Consider the following 16,850-nt stretch of genomic DNA (forward strand, 5'->3'; position numbering starts at 1 on the left):
GGCATCCAGCAGGCGAGCGTCGGCGAGCCGAAAGAGTCTTTCACGACGCAGACGCGTCGTGGCTGGATTCCGGCGCGGGGACCGGAATGACGGGGTGTGGGGGGCGGTGGCTCGATAACGACCGACAGGCAACAAAAAACCCGGCGTTATGGCCGGGTTTTGAAGTCTGGGGTTGCCCCTCACTTGCAAAATCTAACGTTTAGCCTTTGGCTAAAGCGTTGATTTTGCTTTCTCTCCCACAAGGGGAGAGAAGGACAGCATCAGCTATCCAGGAACGAACGCAGCTTGCGGCTCCGGCTTGGGTGCTTGAGCTTGCGCAGCGCCTTGGCCTCGATCTGGCGGATGCGTTCGCGGGTGACCGAGAACTGCTGGCCGACTTCTTCGAGCGTGTGGTCGGTGTTCATGCCGATGCCGAAGCGCATGCGCAGCACGCGTTCCTCGCGCGGCGTGAGCGAAGCCAGCACGCGGGTGGTGGTTTCGCGCAGGTTTGCCCGGATGGCCGCGTCGATCGGCAGGATGGCGTTCTTGTCCTCGATGAAATCGCCCAGATGTGAATCTTCCTCGTCGCCGACGGGGGTTTCGAGAGAGATCGGCTCCTTGGCGATCTTGAGAACCTTGCGCACCTTTTCGAGCGGCATGGCGAGCTTTTCGGCCAGTTCTTCCGGCGTCGGTTCGCGGCCGATCTCGTGCAGCATCTGGCGGCTCGTGCGGACGATCTTGTTGATGGTCTCGATCATGTGCACCGGAATACGGATGGTGCGGGCCTGGTCGGCGATCGAGCGGGTGATCGCCTGCCGGATCCACCAGGTGGCATAGGTCGAGAACTTGTAGCCGCGGCGGTATTCGAACTTGTCCACCGCCTTCATCAGGCCGATATTGCCTTCCTGGATCAGATCGAGGAACTGCAGGCCGCGATTGGTGTATTTCTTGGCGATCGAGATCACCAGGCGAAGGTTGGCCTCGACCATTTCCTTCTTGGCGATGCGGGCTTCGCGCTCACCCTTCTGCACCATCTGCACGATGCGGCGGAATTCCGAGATCGAGATGCCGGTTTCGGTTGCCAGGAACTGGATCTCGGTGCGGATGTCGCGAATGCCGTTGGCTTCGGACTTGGCAAATTCCTTCCAGCCCTTGGCCGACAGATTGGCAATCGACTTCATCCAGTTGGGATCAAGCTCGGCGCCGGAATACTGCACCAGGAAGTCGTCGCGCTTCACACCATAGCTCTCGGCCAGGCGCAAAAGCTTGCCCTCATTGGCAACCAGGCGCTTGTTGATGTCGTAAAGCTGCTCGACCAGGCTGTCGATGCGGTTCTGGTTCAGCGACAGCGACTTGACCGAGGTGATCAGCGCGTCCTTGAGTTCCTTGTAGCGGCGCTCCTGCGCCGGCGACAGGGTGCCGGTGGCGGTCAGGCGGGCCTCGACCTGCTGGTCCTGAAGCTTTCTGAGCTTCTTGTAGGTCTCGGCGATGATGTCGAGCGTGTCCATCACCTGCGGGCGCAGTTCGGCTTCCATGGCGGCGAGCGAGAGATTGTTCTCGTCGTCGTCCTCTTCGTCCTCTTCATACTGGTTCTCGCCGCCGACATTGGTGACGTCGTCGGACTTGGCCTTTTCGGCGCGGACCTTTTCCTTTTCCTCGGCGACCTTGCGGTCGGCCTCGATCTTTTCCGGGCTCTGGAACTGCGGTGCAGCCTTGGCTTCGGGACCAGAATAGGTGGTCTCGAGATCGATGATCTCGCGCAAGAGCGTGGCGCCCTCGTTGAGTTCCTCGCGCCAGATGATGATGGCCTGGAAGGTCAGCGGGCTTTCGCACAGCCCTGCGATCATGGTCTCGCGGCCGGCCTCGATGCGCTTGGCGATGGCGATTTCGCCTTCGCGCGACAGAAGCTCCACAGAGCCCATTTCGCGCAGATACATGCGCACCGGGTCATCGGTGCGGTCGGTCGGCTCTTTTTTCTTGGTGGCGGCAACGGCGGTGCCCGACGCGGTGGCGACTTCGCCGCCTTCGCTGGCCTCTTCCGTATCGGACTCTTCCTCGGTTTCCTTGTCGTCGCTGGCTTCGTCTTCCTCGACGACATTGATGCCCATGTCCGACAGCATCGACAGGATGTCCTCGATCTGTTCGGAGGTCACCTCTTCCGACGGCAGCACGGCATTGAGCTCGTCCATGGTCACGTAACCTCGTTTTTTCGAGGTCTTGATCATTTTCTTGACGGCGTCATCCGACAGGTCGAGCAATGGCCCGTCCGGGGCACTGGCATCGCGTTCGGTCTCTGTCTCGTCTGCTGCTGCTTCTTTAACCTTGGTTGCCATGGGCAGTCACTTTCCCCGGATTTCATTCGGTTGATGCCAGCTCGGCGCCTGTTCATCGGCGCATCGGACCCGCCGGTGTGGCAGGCTGCTTTTGCGAATCATCCGGATTGTTGTGGCGTATGGATACTTAATTCCCTGTTAACCATGCAGATCTTTGAGCCTGACGGCCGCAGATCGCGGAAAACCGCGTGACCAGCAGACGCCCTCCAGCCCGTGATCCCGCATGTATTGTATCAAACAGGTGATTCCCACAAAAAACCCATCCGTCAAGGCTTATTGGAGAAAAAGCCTGCAGTTGCGGCAATTTGCGTGAAATTGCCCGAAATTTCCGGTTTCATCGCTGAAGTGCATATGTAGTAGCGCCATTCGAGTTCGCAAGTGCCCGACTCAGATTCAGCTGTTGCAATATGTCCGCACAGGGTCGATCCGGCGCAAATCCGGCCCCGGGGCAGCACAGGCCGGGTTCAGCCATTGCTGCCGCGGCCGCCCTTGATCCGGCCCGAAAGCACGCCGAAGCCGTCGATGATCGCCTCCTGGTTTTCCAACCGGGCGATCTCGAGCTGCACCTGCTGCAGCGTGGCGATGATGGCGTAGCTCTGCTCGGCATCCTCGCATTCGACGATGTCGCGTTCGAGCTCGGATTTCTGCCATTTGAGCTCGCGGGTGCGCTTGTGCAGGCCGAGTGCCTGGATATAGCCCTCGCGCGCATCTTCCGACGCGGCTTCAACGGTTGCGGTCCAGATCCGTGCATTGCGGATCTGGCTTTCGAGCCGGGCGATGAAGGGCCCCTGCCCGTCGGCCTCAAGCGCTGCAAACAGGCGTTCGCGGTCAAAACGTCCGCCGGCCGAGGCTGCATTGAGCATCACCTGCCAGACCCGCATCAGGCCCTTGTCCTCGAATTCAAGGGCCGCCAGCTCGTCGAACTCGTCATGCAGCATCTGCGGATGGTTGGCGACCGTCATCACCAGCACGGTTTCGCGCAGCGACGGCATTTCGGCATGTCCACGGACCAGGCCGGAACGGCTCAGGCGTTCCGACACCGCCACCATGCCGCGCGCCGATTGCGCGCCGGGGCGTCCGCCGCCACCGCCGCCGCCGCGCTCGAAATTGCCGCGGCCGCCGCCGTCGCGGCCGTAATTGCCGCGGCCGGACTTGCCCTGCTCGCGGTTGCGATAGCCGAAAAAGGCCTGCATGCGGTCGCGCATGTCCTGCTGGTAGTGCCGGCGCAGGCTTTCATCCGCGATCAGCCCGGTGGTCTGCTTCAGCTTGGCCTCGAGTTCGGCACGGCTTTCGGGTGTTTCGAACACGCCGGCGCCTGCCTCGCGCGACCAGACCACATCGGCCAGCGGCCGGGCCGAATTGACGACCTGATCAAAGGGATCGCGGCCGTCCTGGCGCACCAGGTCGTCGGGATCCTTGCCCGCCGGCAGCACCGCAATGCGCAGCGACCGCCCAGGCCCGATCAGCGGCAGCGCCAGATCCACCGTGCGGTTGGCGGCGCGCTGGCCGGCCTCGTCGCCATCAAAACACAAGACCGGCTGCGGCGTGACCCGCCAGATCAGCTTGAGCTGGTTTTCGCCCAGTGCCGTGCCCAGAGGGGCCACCACATTGTCGATTCCCGCCTGCGCCAGCGCGATCACGTCCATATAGCCCTCGACCACGATCAAGGTGCCGTCCTGGCCGCAGGCGCGGCGCGCGCGGGCGAAATTGTAAAGCACATTGCCCTTGTGGAAGAGCTCGGTTTCGTTGGAATTGAGATATTTGGCCGGAGCCCCCGGCGACAGCGCCCGACCGCCAAAGGCGATCACCCGTTCGCGCGACGACAGGATCGGGAACATGATGCGGTCGCGGAACCGGTCATAGGACACCGAGATTTCCGGCCCGTGCACCACCAGCCCGCAGGCCTCGATCTGCTCGCGGTCGACGCCGCGCGAGGCCAGGTGTTCCTTCAGCGCACTGCGGTTGTCATTGCTGTAGCCAAGGCGGAAGGCGGCGATGGTGCGGCCCGACAGGCCGCGGTCACGCAGATAGGCGCGCGCCTTGGCGCCTTGCGGGCCCTGCAGCTCGCCCTCGAAATAGGCCGCCGCCATTTCCATCACGTCTTCCAGCGTGGCGCGCTGGCGCTCGCGCTGGGCGGCCTGCGGATCGGGCGCGGGCAGCGAAATGCCGGCCATGTCGGCGACGCGTTCCACCGCTTCGGGGAAATTGAGGCTTTCGAGCTCGGTCAGGAACTTGAAATGATCGCCCGACACGCCGCAGCCGAAGCAATGGTAGCGGCCCTTCTTGTCCTCGCAGTGAAAGCTGGGAGATTTCTCGCCATGAAACGGGCAACAGGCCCACCAGTCGCCGCGCGAGGTGTTGGTCTTCTTGCGGTCCCAGGTCACATGCCGGCCGATCACGTCCGAGATCGGAACGCGGTCGCGAATGTCATCGAGAAAGGACGGGGAAAACCGCAAGATCTGGCGCGCCTCCGGCGCTTGGCGAGGTTGGGTGTCGGATCAGTCTATGTGTTGGTCATTCTATATAGAAGCTGCGCGCCGCAGAGGCAAAGCCCTTGATGCGTCCCTCCCCGCTATTCACACGGGACAAGGGACGGACCGGCACGTGCGCCGCGGCGTCGCGGCCCTGCGCGGACGGCCGGCGCTGATCCCGGCCGCAACCGGGATCAGATTTTGGAGGGTGAAGGCTCGCGCGCGGCCTACTGCAGCAGGCCCTTGACCATGCCGCAGGCCTTGGAGAAATCCATCTGGCCGGGATAGCGCTCCTTGAGCACATTCATGCATTTGCCCATGTCGCGCAAACCGGCGGCACCGGTCTCGTTGATCACCGAGGCGCAGAGCTGACGCACTTCCTCTTCCGGCAACTGCTTGGGCAGGAACTGGCGGATGATGGCGATTTCGTCGCGCTCCTGCTGGGCGAGCTCCAGCCGGGCATTGTCTTCATAGATCGCAGCCGATTCCTCGCGCTGCTTGATCATCTTTGTCAGAATCTGAAGGATGTCGTCATCGCTGACGGGATCCTTGCCAGCGCCGCGATTGGCGATGTCACGATCCTTGATCGCCGCCTGGATCAGCCGCAATGTCGACATGCGACGCGTGTCCTTGGCGCGAATGGCGTCCTTCAGCGTTTCGGTAAACCGTTCCCGCATCATCAAACTTTCTCCGGCAGTTCATTCAAGGCCTGGTGGCAAGCCCCATCAGCTAGGCCCGAGAGCCCGCAATTGCGAAGCGACAGGATTAACCCTTGGATAGCATCCTGTTCAAGCAAATTATTGGGGGGTCCAAGCGACAGTGCTGATTGACCCGGGCGAGCGCCTTCTCTATCTGAAGGCAGATGCATGACCGGATCGAACACCACCCAACGCGGCAACTGCTTTTCCGCGCGTGGCTTCCGGTGACTTAAATGGCGATGCCCCGGCGGAACGTCAAGGGGCCTCTTGCCTGCGATGGAGCGGCGCTTCAGCCGTCAACGGAGTGGACATGACCGCAAGCCCCCAGACTTCAGGCACCCAGACCACCAAGCCCTGGACCCAGACCCGGCCGACCGCCGTTCTGGTGTTTGCCGACGGCACCGTCATCAAGGGCCATGGCGTTGGCGCCACCGGCACCGCGCAGGCCGAGGTCTGCTTCAACACGGCACTCACCGGCTATGAGGAGATCCTCACCGATCCTTCCTATATGGGACAGATCGTCACCTTCACCTTCCCGCATATCGGCAATATCGGCGCCAATGACGAGGACATCGAGGACCTGACCCCGGCGGCCCGCATCGGCGCGGTCGGCGCGATCTTCAAGGCCGACATCACCGAGCCGTCGAGCTACCGCTCCGCCGGTCATTTCGACGCCTGGCTCAAGTCGCGCGGCATCATCGGCCTGTCCGGCGTCGACACCCGCGCGCTGACGGCCTGGATCCGCGAAAACGGCGCGCCGAACGCGGTGATCTCGCATGACCCGACCGGCAATTTCGACATTGACGCCCTAACCGCACTGGCCCGGGACTGGAGCGGGCTCGAGGGCCTGGACCTCGCCAAGGACGCCACATCGGGCCAGTCATCGAGCTGGACGCAAGGACCCTGGGTCTGGAACGAGGGCTTTCCCGAGGCCGGCGAACCGGTGGCGCATATCGTCGCCATAGATTACGGCGTCAAGCGCAACATCCTGCGGCTGTTTACCGGCCTGGGCTGCAAGGTCACGGTGGTTTCGGCCACCACCAGCGCCGAAGACATCCTGGCCATGGCGCCCGATGGCGTGTTTTTGTCCAACGGTCCGGGCGACCCGGCTGAAACCGGCAAATATGCCGTGCCGGTGATCAACCAGCTGATCGACAGCGGAATCCCGGTCTTCGGCATCTGCCTCGGTCACCAGATCCTGGCGCTGGCGCTGGGCGGCCGCACGGTGAAGATGCATCAGGGCCATCACGGCGCCAACCATCCGGTCAAGGATTACACCACCGGCAAGGTCGAGATCGTCTCGATGAACCACGGCTTTGCGGTGGATGGCACCAGCCTGCCCGAAGGCGTCGAGGAAACCCATGTCTCGCTGTTTGACGGCACCAATTGCGGGTTGCGGCTGGTCGGCAAGCCGGTGTTTTCGGTACAGCACCACCCGGAAGCCTCGCCCGGCCCGCAGGACAGCCACTATCTGTTCCGCCGCTTCATGAACATGGTCGGCGAACGCAAGGGCCTGCCGGCGCTGGCCGAGCGGTAGCATGCGGCCGGCGTGACGGTGGGCGGGAGCGGATGACGGATGCCGGCCCAGAACTACACGTTTCGCAAGGTGACGATGGATGATCTCGGCCTGCTCATGGCGTGGCAGGCGCGCGCCCATGTGCGAAAATGGTGGAGTTCGGCACCCTGGGATCAGCAAAAAATCGATGATCCCCGCGTTGCCCGCTGGATCGTCTCGTGCGGCCGTCACCCCTTCGCCTTCATGCAGGACTACACGGTGCATGGCTGGGACGAGCATCATTTTTCAAAGCTCCCCAAGGGCTCCCGCGGAATCGACCAGTATATCGGCGATCCCGACATGCTGGGTCTTGGCCATGGCACAGCATTCATCTCGGCCCGGATGCGGACGCTGTTTGATGCCGGGGCGCCGGTGATCGCCACCGATCCCCATCCCGCCAATGCGCGCGCGATTGCCGTTTACACCCGACTGGGTTTTGAGGCCTTCGGACCAGTCCGGGAGACCGCCTGGGGCCTGATCCTGCCGATGAAGGTCAGCTGGTGAAGGCAGCGCTGGGCCGATGCGCAACCGGCAGGGTGATGTCGTGGGGGAACGGTAGCGCCGCGCCACCGACGCCGACCTGGAGGCGCTGGCCAGATATGGGCCCCGTGCGCCTTTGCCCGCGGTCCCTTTATCTGCTTTCACAATGGCATCAGACGCAGTAAGCATCCTCAACTTGAAATGCTGGGACCTGCCATGGCGCAAAATGCCACCATCTACAAAGTCGAACTTTCGGTCTCCGACATGGACCGTCACTATTACGACACCCACAAGCTGACGGTCGCCAAACACCCCTCGGAGACGGATGAGCGGCTGATGGTGCGTCTTCTGGCCTTTGCGCTCAATGCCCATGAGCACCTGGAAATGACACGGGGCCTGTCCACCGATGACGAGCCGGACATCTGGCAGAAGAGCCTGAGCGGCGAACTTGACGTGTGGGTGGCGCTCGGGCTCCCCAGCGAAAAGATGCTGCGCCAGTCCTGCGGCAAGGCCGGCAAGGTTGTGGTCTATCCCTATGGCGGCAGGACGGCCGAGATGTGGTGGGACAAGATCAAGGGCAGCACCGCCCGGTTCGACAATCTGCAGGTGACGGGTTTTTCGGAGAAAGACACCGGCGAACTGGCCAGGCTGGCAAGCCGCGCGATGAGCCTTCAGGTCAATATCCAGGACGGCGAGGTGATGGTGAGCGCCGGCGACAGCATCGTCTATGTGACACCACTGAAATGGAAGACTGCCGCATAACCCGGCGATTGACGGCGCAAACCGGGCTCACGCGCGCCGCTGCGTGTAACCGCACGGCCGATCGCCGGACCCTTGTGTCCGCACATGACACGGTTATAGGGTCAGGCCGGAAACACAGACGAGGTGGAACGATGTCGGCAGCGCAAGGCGGATGCCTGTGTGGCGAAATCCGGTATGAGGTGGCAGGCCAGCCCGAAAGGGTGACGATGTGCCATTGCAGGTTCTGCCAGCGCGCCACAGGTGCTGCCTATATGGTTCAGCCCGCCTTTGCCGCATCCGAATTCAGCCTGACCAAAGGCAGCCCGAAGCGCTATGACCATGTGTCGGAAGGCAGCGGCAAGAAGATCCATATCAATTTCTGCAACCATTGCGGCACCAAGCTGTTTCAGACATTCGAGCGCTTTGAGGGGGCGGTGGGCCTGTACCGGGGCACGCTTGATGATCCGAACTGGCTCGAGATCACCGCTCGCAATTCCAAGCACATCTTTCTGGGCGTCGCCCAGAGCGACACGATCATTCCGGCTGACACGCCTGTCTACATGGAGCATGCTGCTCAGAATGACGGAACAGCTGTTGCGCCCATGGTCCTTGATGCGCCGCGGAAAATTGCGGACTTGTAACGGGTTTCTCGATCCGGTGCGGCCGATGCAATCAGCCGCCCGTTTCACACACAGGGGAGGAAGACAGATCCGATGATGGGTTACGTCACAGTCGGCGCCGACGACATCCCGCGTGCCGAGACATTCTACTCGGCCATCCTGCCGCGCCTCGGCTACAGCCTCGAAGTCTCGCATGAAGGGCTGAGCTATTGTCCCGCCGTCAGCAGCGAACCCGGACACGAGCCGCCGGATTTTTATGTCAAGCCGCCCTATGACGGCGGGCCGGCCTCGGCCGGCAACGGCGCCATGGTGGCGTTTGCCGTGCCGAGCCAGGCCCTGGTGCGCGAGCTTCACGCGGCCGCACTCGCAGCCGGCGGGCAAGACGAAGGCGCGCCGGGCTTCCGCGCAGCCTACAGCGCGCATTTCTATGTCGGCTATCTGCGCGATCCGCAGGGCAACAAGATCGCGCTCTACTGCGACACCCGCAACGAACCCGGAGGGCCGGACTGATTGCGCCAAGGAGTGCCGCTGCGGCGCCATCTCCGCCGCAGCCGCCTGTTTGAGGCGCGCGCCCCGGAGGTCAGGCCGTCACCGCCGGCCTGTGCCGGAAGGCGAGCAGGAACAGCACCACGAAGCCGATATTGGCCACAGCATTGAGCGGCGCCTGCGCCATGATCGAGGCCAGCGAATCGACCGCGAACCAGCAATAGAGCCCGGTCATGGTGATTGCGCGGGCGAGCTCGGGGGTGTCGGCCATCAGATGGTCGAGCAGTTTCCACAACGTCACGCCCCAGCCGACCATGACCCCGCCGGAAATGGCGATGAAGACGCGGGTTTCGGGCGCGGCCAGCGTCTGCACCCCGTCGAGAGGCCAGATCAGCAGGTCGGCCAGAAACACCACCGGCCCGGCCAGCGGCGGCCAGGCGGCCACCGCAATCACCAGCCCGACGGCGACGACGAAGCCGGCTGCGGCCTTGGCGAAACTGTGTGTTCTTGCACTGTCCATGTCGAAATCTCCTGTGTTGATCGGCCCACAAAAGCGCCTTGACGGCCGGTGATCAATTACCTGCAAGGTAAGTGACAGGCGCAGCCGCGGACTTATGATGGCAGCAAGGGAGCATGAGATGAGCACAGAATTTGGCGGATTGCTGCGGCAATGGCGCGAGGCGCGGCGGCTGAGCCAGCTCGACCTGGGGCTGAGCGCCAATGTCTCGGCGCGGCACATCTCCTTTCTCGAGACCGGGCGCGCCCGCCCCAGCCGTGCCATGGTGCTCAATCTCGGCTCGGTGCTCGAGGTGCCGCGCGGCTCGCGCAATGCCATGCTGCATGCCGCGGGCTTTGCGCCGGGCTACCGGGCGCGGGGGCTTGACGAGGCGGAAATGGCGCCGGTCAGCGCCGCCCTGGGCTGGATGCTGGAGCGGCACCTGCCCTACCCGGCATTTGTGCTGGACCGGCACTGGAGGCTCGTCCGAGTGAATGCCACGGCCGGGATGCTGCTGGGGCAGATGGGACTGGGCGAAGGCACAAGCCTGATCGAGGCGCTGCTGGATCAGACCCGCCTGCCCGCCGTGATCGAGAACTGGCAGGAGGTGGCGCAGCATCTGCTGCAGCGCCTGCGCACGGAATCCGCCCATCTTGGCGGCGACGCCTGGCTCAATGAGATGGCAGCACGGTTGGCAGATCAACTGGGCGATGCCGCGCCGGGCCCGGGCAGCCAGGCAATCGTGCCGACCCGCTACCGGCTGGGAGAGACGACGCTGTCGCTGTTTTCAACCATGAGCCAGTTCTCCACCGCCGAGGACATAACCCTGGCTGACTGGAAGATCGAACATCTGTTCCCGGCTGATGAGGCGACGCGGCAGATGCTGGAACTGCTTGCCGCGGGTGGCGGCTGAGGCGGGTGATCGCGGGGCACGAATGGCTGAATTGGGGTCAAGACTTGTGAGGCAACTTGTGGCCACGAAATTGGGTTAGCAGAAGTTCCTCATCGATAGGCGCGGGGTCATACGGCCCATTCCTGCCGTTCAGACTACAGGGCGCGCTGCGATGCAACTTTGAAAAAGCGGCCATTCGCTGATCGTGTGGCAATGTGAAGGTCCAGAAGTCGGCTATGCGGACCTTTGAGACGTTCTCCTCATGTCGCGATTTAGATCACCAACCTTGAAGTCACCTTCAACATTACGGAACTTTTCAAACCAACCCATTTACTCGCAATCTGCAATGCATTTGAATTTCAGCAATATCATTTCTGAATTTGACCAATTTTGAGTAACTTAGAGTTCAATTTGGAACATTTTAGGGTTCCTCCGATTGAATCCACTCCCTAGCTGGACACCCGCAACAACCTCGAAAGCAAGAATTTGTGGTCAATGATTTCAGAAAATTAGCAACCGGTTTCAGTGTAAAACGGGGGGTATTGCGAGTGTCCAGCTTTGCAATACGAAATATCAAACCAGTCTGTTGCACTTCAAAATTGAGACCGCAGCTTCCTTACTTCTAAGGGAAATACCTAAATATATCAAAACATGATAACAGTGAATTAGTTGGATCCAACCACCCTCGGTCCATTGCTTCCTTTTTGGTTACGTCAACGTGCGCACGCCCCCAACCCCATTTTCGATTATATCGATCGACACCTTTTGCTAGGTCTATATTTTTACATAAACCGTAGTGCAGATGCGCTCCGGTGCCAGCTAAAACAATAACCCCAATTGGATTTCCTACATCTATGAAGTCCCCGACTTTAATATTTTCATCTATTTTAACGTGGCCGAATATATGATCTAAACCACCGCTGGATACCACTACAGCCATAGCTAAGTTCGAAACGCCGCGACCATCTTGTTTGATTTTTCCAACGATATGTGAATATATAACTGTTCCTATATTGGCACCGAAGTCAATTCCAGTATGCTGTCTTTTGAATTGCTTAGGATAACCGGCATCGAAATATTTTGATGTTATTCGGTAACGCATTTTTCCAAGAAAAATTGAATCATTTTCAATATAAGCATGCATTTAATATCCAACTTTAGCTATCGAATCCGGTTCTTTGATCAACGAAGTTTCAATAGACTGTATCATCGCTAGATTATTGTGCAAGCGTGGACGATGATCAGAATTCATGGACAAAAAAAACATTGATGCGTCAAGTTTGGCAACGCGGATTTTCCAATTCCAAAGACCAATTGTCGAAACTTTCGAGCTCAATTGTTGTTACAGAATCTATTTTGCGACAAGTCATTTCGACGTCTTATTCAGAATATAGTATCTTCGGTTGATACGTGACGAGGGGCTCAAAGCGGCCCTCAGTGACGCAGGGCAAAACAATGTTTCGCCGCCGGTTATATATCCGCTTGCAGAACCTGCCCCATCGGCCTCGCGCCTGCAGCGAAAGTCCGCTCCCCCGCCCTCTCAAGACGTCGGTGCGGAGCGCAGCGAATGGCTGGTTAGGTATGGCGGCTCCAAGGCCGAACGATTAGTTTGGGGGCGCCAAGCGGGACATTAAATGCAGGCTTGTCACGTCACCCTGCATCGAAAGCCACAATCGCGCCGCTCGCAAGCATGGCCGCATGGCTTGCGCCGTCACCCCTGCCCGCTCCTGCGTCAGGCCTTGGCCACATCCAGAAACAGATGCCGTCTTGCAAAGCGGATGTTGAGCAGCACCGCCGCCACGCCGAGGCCGATGGCCAGGCCGGCCCAGATGCCGGGGCCGCCGAAGCCGAGGCCGAAGCCGAGCCCATAGGCCGCCGACAGGCCGACCGGCCAGTAGCTGATGACGGCGATCCACATCGGGATCCGCGTGTCCTTGATGCCGCGCAGAAGCCCGGAGGCGATCACCTGGATGGCGTCGACAATCTGGAAGGCGGCCGCCACCAGGATCAGCGGCACGGCGACGGCCAGCAATTCGGCCGCGTCGACATTGGATTCATCGAGAAACAGGCTGACCAGCGGTTCCGGAAGCAGCCAGAACAGGATGGCCGAGGCGACCGAAATCACGATCGCCAGCGCCATCACCACATGCGACGCCCGCGCCAGCCCCGCCATGTCGCCGCGGCCATAGGCCTGGCCGACGCGCACGGTGGCGGCATGCGACAGGCCGAGCGGCACCATGAAGCTGATCGAGGCAAGCTGGATGGCAATGCCGTGGGCGGCGAGCTGAACCGTGCCGAGCCAGCCCATCATCACCGAGGCCGCCAGAAACAGCCCGACTTCGGCCAGGATGGTCAGCCCGATCGGCAGGCCGAGCCGGAAGACTTCGAAGAAGGCCGACCATTCGGGCCGCCAGAACCGCTGGAACAGCCGGTAGTCCTGGTGCCGCGGATGGTACAGAGCCCAGCCGGCCATGATCAGGAAGATCACGCTCGAGCTCACCACCGAGGCCACCGCCGCGCCGCGCACGCCCATTTCCGGCCAGCCGAAATTGCCGAAGATCAGCCCGTAATTGAGGATGGCATTGGCGACCGTGCCGATCAGCGCCGACCAGAGTACGATGGCAGCACGCGAGCGCGCGGCAAAGAACGACCGCAGCGCCATCATCATCAGCGCCGGGAACATGCCCCATTGGGCGATGCGGATGTAATCGCTGGCGAGCGCCGCCAGTTCGGGTTTCTGGCCCAGCGCCAGCAACACAGGCTCGAGATTCCATAAAAACGGCATCACCGCAACGGCATAGATCAGCAGGATCCACATGCCCATCCGCACCGAGCGGCGCACATGGGTGGGGTCATTGCGGCCCTCCGCCTGCGCCGCCAGCGGCAGGATTGCCCCGGCAAAGCCGGAGCCGAAGATGAACACCACGAAAAAGGCCTGCGAGGCCAGCACCGTGGCGGCCAGTTCGGCGGTGCCGTACCAGCCGAGCATGACCACGTCGGTGGTGGCAATGGCGATCTGGGCGATCTGGGTGCCGACCAGCGGCAGTCCGAGCGCCAGCGTCGCCCAGATCTGCGCCCCCCAACTCTGCCCGTCTCTCCTGTCTGTGGTCGACATATCCATCACCAGCTCCCGCATTCCGAACCGGGCTTATGCGCCCCGCACCCCCTGCTTGGCAAGACTGCCCGGTGCGCTTGACGCCCGCGCGCCAAAACCGTCTTCACCCTGCCCCGAAGAGCATGCAGATCCGCGCCTCCCGCGCCGCACAGCAGCGGTGCGACCGGCATTGAATGGGCCTTTCTCCGGCCCGGCTATCAGTTTAACATCACGCCATGGAAACACTTGATTTGCCGCGGATTGCACAAGACGCCCTGACGCTGCTGGAGACCGGCACGGCCTATTTTGCCCAGCCCTGGACCTTCTACCAGATCGGCATCATCATCCTGTGCTATCTCACCGGCTGGCTGGTCTCGCGCCGGGTCGAACCCTGGCTTGAAAGCCGCGCCCGAACCATCAAGGGAAAGCCCGGCTTGCTGCGGGTGATCATCGCGGTGATGCGCAGAAGCCACTGGATCATCTTCCTGATCCTGCTGACCCTCATCCGGACGCTGACGCTGGAACTGACCTGGCCGTCGCGGACCTATCTGATGGCGCTGGCACTGGCGCTTGGCTGGGCCTGGCTGGCGATCTCGGTGTCCAGTCGGATCATCCACAACCGCACCGTCTCGCGGCTGATCGCGCTGGCGGTGTTCAGCTATGTGGCGCTGGGGATTCTTGACCTGCGGCCCGAGGCAACCGCGTTTCTCGAACAGATGGCAATCCAGCTTGGCGACCTGCGGATTTCGGCGCTGTTCATCCTGCGCACCGTGGTGATCACCGCCGGCTTCTTCTGGATCGCCAATCTCCTGGGCAATTTCTTCGACAGCCGCATCAACACCGTGGAAGACCTCTCGCCGTCCTTCAAGGTTCTGGCCGGCAAGGTCGTCAAGATCTCCATCATCATCATCGCCGGCATGATGGCGCTGTCGTCGACGGGCATCGACCTGACCGCGCTCACCGTGTTTTCTGGCGCCGTCGGCGTCGGCCTCGGCTTCGGCCTGCAGAAGGTGGTGTCCAATTTCATCTCCGGCGTCATCATCCTGATGGACCGCTCGATCAAGCCCGGCGACACCATTGCGCTGGGCGAAACCTTTGGCTGGATCCGCGAGCTGCGCGCCCGCTTTGTCTCGGTGATCACCCGCGACGGCCGCGAATATCTGATCCCGAACGAGGATTTCATCACCCAGCAGGTGGTCAACTGGTCGTTTTCCGACAAGCTGGTGCGTCTCGATGTCGATTTCGGCGTGTCCTATGACAGCGATCCGCACGAGGTCACCAAGCTGGCAATCGCCGGCGCCGAAACCGTGGAACGGGTGCTCGACGCGCCCAAGCCGGTGTGCTGGATGACCGCCTTCGGCGCGTCGTCGCTGGATTTCAGGCTGCGCTTCTGGATCTCCGATCCGCAGGCCGGCCTGACCAATGTGCGCGGCAAGGTGCTGCTCGCCATGTGGGACATTTTCAAGGAGAACGGCGTCAACATCCCCTTCCCGCACCGCGAGATCATCATGCGCTCGCCGGTGGAAGTGGTCCGCCGCGACGCGCCCGAGGCGGAGCGGGAAACACCGGGCAAGATCTGATCATCAGATATCGCCTCACCCGCCAGCATCATCACGATTTGCCACAGGACAGCCTGCCGGCTTGACCTTCAGACCGGGTTGCCGGAAAGTATTTCTCCGATTGAAGAAAGTATTTCTGGGGGATAAAACCATGGCAATCAAGCTCGCAACCTGGAATCTGGAATGGTTCGGCCAGTTGCTGCAGGGCAAGACCCGGACAATACCCACTTTGTCCAGACCGGTCGACACCGCCGAAGGCAGGGCACGGCAAAAGCTCGAGCGCCAGCAGATCGCCACCGAGATCCGGCTGGTTAATCCCGACATCCTGTGCATGCAGGAGGGCCCGAGCACGACCCGCGTCGAGCTGTTGCGCGCCTTTTGCGACGATGATCTGGGCGGCGAATGGCGCGTGATCGAGCGCGGGCCGACCGACAGGGGCGGCTACCGCGTCAGGGGCGCGCAGGGCATCTGGTTTCTGGTTCGCAGCAGCCGGATGCAGGAGCTGTCACCGGCATTGCTGCCCCAGGAAAGCTGGCAGGAGGCGACCGAATATGAAAGCCGGCACTGGCCCGAGCAGCCGGGCGAACATGCCAAGAAATGGCCCATCGTCCACCCCTGGTTCAAACCGAAGCAACCCGACCCGGAAGATGATTTCGGCGAAGGTGATCCCCCGATCGATCTGTTCGAGAACGAACACAGCCATTTCCGCTGGCCCCAGACCCTGGTCTGCACCATTGCCGGCAAGCGGTTCGATCTGATCGGCGTGCATCTGAAGTCGAAATTCTCCAAGAGCAATTACGCCAAGGCCGGAAAGGCGGTGCGCAAGCCCCCGGACGAAAGAACGCGCGCGGACAAGAAGCTCATCCTGGCCGTCGAGCAGGAGGCCGTCGAGGCGCGAGTCAAGATATCGACCGAGATCGTCAATATCCGCTATTTTATCGAAAACCGGTTCCGCGGCGAGCCGCACCCGGCCATCTTCGTGATGGGCGACATGAATGACGGCGTCGGCAAGGAGTATTTCGAGCGCCGCATGCTGTTTCACGACCTGATCTCCAACCTGCAGGGCGACGTGTTCTTCGCCCGCCAGTTCCTCAACCACGCGCTGTTTGACTACATGATGGAGGACGGCAGCGCCTATCGCTGGTCGACCGAATTCGAGGATGCCTGGGAGCCAGGAGTGGATGCCCGCATCCTCATCGATCACATCATGTTCACCCAGGCCGTCGTTGGCGCCAAGGCGATGGACACGATCGGGCTGCAGGTCAAGTCAAAGGCCGGCCAGGTGGAGCATGCCGCGCATGTGGCGGCGAACACGCCCTTGGCCGGCACCGGCGGCCACACCAGCGATCACCGGCCGGTGTCGGTGGTGGTCAGCACCCGCGAGGACGCTGTTGCCTGAGGCGCCGGGACGGCGTCCCTCGTGGTCACGAGTGACGGCGAAACCGC

General features: G+C 61.6%; 14 protein-coding genes. 8 read left to right on the top strand and 6 right to left on the bottom strand.

Translation table 11 applies throughout. The features are described from left to right. Positions 1-260: 260 nt before the first annotated feature. From rpoD to OEG82_RS19060, 3 genes are all read right to left on the bottom strand, one after another. A complete protein-coding gene (gene rpoD / locus OEG82_RS19050; RefSeq protein ID WP_267613944.1) occupies positions 261-2,312 on the bottom strand; it encodes an RNA polymerase sigma factor RpoD in 2,052 nt (683 codons plus the stop codon). A gap of 464 nt (positions 2,313-2,776) precedes the next feature. After that, positions 2,777-4,768, bottom strand: coding sequence for a DNA primase (gene dnaG, locus OEG82_RS19055; RefSeq protein WP_267613945.1), 1,992 nt, complete (start codon positions 4,766-4,768; stop codon positions 2,777-2,779). A 242-nt stretch (positions 4,769-5,010) separates the two neighbouring features. Next, on the bottom strand, positions 5,011-5,460 hold the full coding sequence (locus OEG82_RS19060) for a GatB/YqeY domain-containing protein (protein WP_267615010.1): 450 nt from the start codon (positions 5,458-5,460) through the stop codon (positions 5,011-5,013). Between the two features lie 331 nt (positions 5,461-5,791). On the opposite strand from OEG82_RS19060, the gene carA reads away from it, so the two are divergent. The 5 genes from carA (at position 5,792) to OEG82_RS19085 (ending at position 9,387) form a co-directional block, all read left to right on the top strand. Next, the gene (gene carA, locus OEG82_RS19065) at positions 5,792-7,018 is read left to right on the top strand and encodes a glutamine-hydrolyzing carbamoyl-phosphate synthase small subunit (RefSeq protein ID WP_267613946.1); all 1,227 of its coding nucleotides are present in this window, start codon (positions 5,792-5,794) and stop codon (positions 7,016-7,018) included. A gap of 39 nt (positions 7,019-7,057) precedes the next feature. Next, a complete protein-coding gene (locus OEG82_RS19070; protein WP_267613947.1) occupies positions 7,058-7,540 on the top strand; it encodes a GNAT family N-acetyltransferase in 483 nt (160 codons plus the stop codon). A 192-nt stretch (positions 7,541-7,732) separates the two neighbouring features. Continuing rightward, positions 7,733-8,278: a YaeQ family protein gene (locus OEG82_RS19075; RefSeq protein WP_267613948.1), complete on the top strand. Its 546-nt coding sequence runs from the start codon at positions 7,733-7,735 to the stop codon at positions 8,276-8,278. 131 nt (positions 8,279-8,409) lie between these two features. Further along, positions 8,410-8,898, top strand: a complete 489-nt coding sequence (locus OEG82_RS19080) for a GFA family protein (protein WP_267613949.1) — start codon at positions 8,410-8,412, stop codon at positions 8,896-8,898. Positions 8,899-8,973: 75 nt separating this feature from the next. Further along, on the top strand, positions 8,974-9,387 hold the full coding sequence (locus tag OEG82_RS19085; RefSeq protein WP_267613950.1) for a VOC family protein: 414 nt from the start codon (positions 8,974-8,976) through the stop codon (positions 9,385-9,387). A gap of 70 nt (positions 9,388-9,457) precedes the next feature. Here the strand turns inward: OEG82_RS19085 and OEG82_RS19090 are convergent, their stop codons facing one another. Continuing rightward, positions 9,458-9,883, bottom strand: a complete 426-nt coding sequence (locus OEG82_RS19090) for a hypothetical protein (RefSeq protein WP_267613951.1) — start codon at positions 9,881-9,883, stop codon at positions 9,458-9,460. Between the two features lie 118 nt (positions 9,884-10,001). Here OEG82_RS19090 and OEG82_RS19095 point away from each other — a divergent pair, with 118 nt between their 5' ends. Beyond that, positions 10,002-10,772, top strand: coding sequence for a helix-turn-helix transcriptional regulator (locus tag OEG82_RS19095; protein ID WP_267613952.1), 771 nt, complete (start codon positions 10,002-10,004; stop codon positions 10,770-10,772). A gap of 601 nt (positions 10,773-11,373) precedes the next feature. On the opposite strand, the gene OEG82_RS19100 is transcribed toward OEG82_RS19095, so the two are convergent. Together OEG82_RS19100 and OEG82_RS19105 are read right to left on the bottom strand one after the other, a co-directional pair. Beyond that, entirely contained in the window at positions 11,374-11,895 is a 522-nt protein-coding gene (locus OEG82_RS19100) for a M23 family metallopeptidase (RefSeq protein WP_267613953.1), read from the bottom strand. A 588-nt stretch (positions 11,896-12,483) separates the two neighbouring features. Then, the gene (locus OEG82_RS19105) at positions 12,484-13,872 is read right to left on the bottom strand and encodes an MATE family efflux transporter (RefSeq protein ID WP_267613954.1); all 1,389 of its coding nucleotides are present in this window, start codon (positions 13,870-13,872) and stop codon (positions 12,484-12,486) included. A 209-nt stretch (positions 13,873-14,081) separates the two neighbouring features. On the opposite strand from OEG82_RS19105, the gene OEG82_RS19110 reads away from it, so the two are divergent. Continuing rightward, on the top strand, positions 14,082-15,425 hold the full coding sequence (locus OEG82_RS19110) for a mechanosensitive ion channel family protein (RefSeq protein WP_267613955.1): 1,344 nt from the start codon (positions 14,082-14,084) through the stop codon (positions 15,423-15,425). Between the two features lie 130 nt (positions 15,426-15,555). Beyond that, positions 15,556-16,803 (top strand): endonuclease/exonuclease/phosphatase family protein, encoded by a 1,248-nt coding sequence (locus OEG82_RS19115; protein WP_267613956.1) that lies wholly within the window; start codon positions 15,556-15,558, stop codon positions 16,801-16,803. Positions 16,804-16,850 lie beyond the last annotated feature (47 nt).

Source organism: Hoeflea ulvae (assembly GCF_026619435.1).
In the GTDB taxonomy this organism is placed as follows: Bacteria; Pseudomonadota; Alphaproteobacteria; order Rhizobiales; family Rhizobiaceae; genus Hoeflea; species Hoeflea ulvae.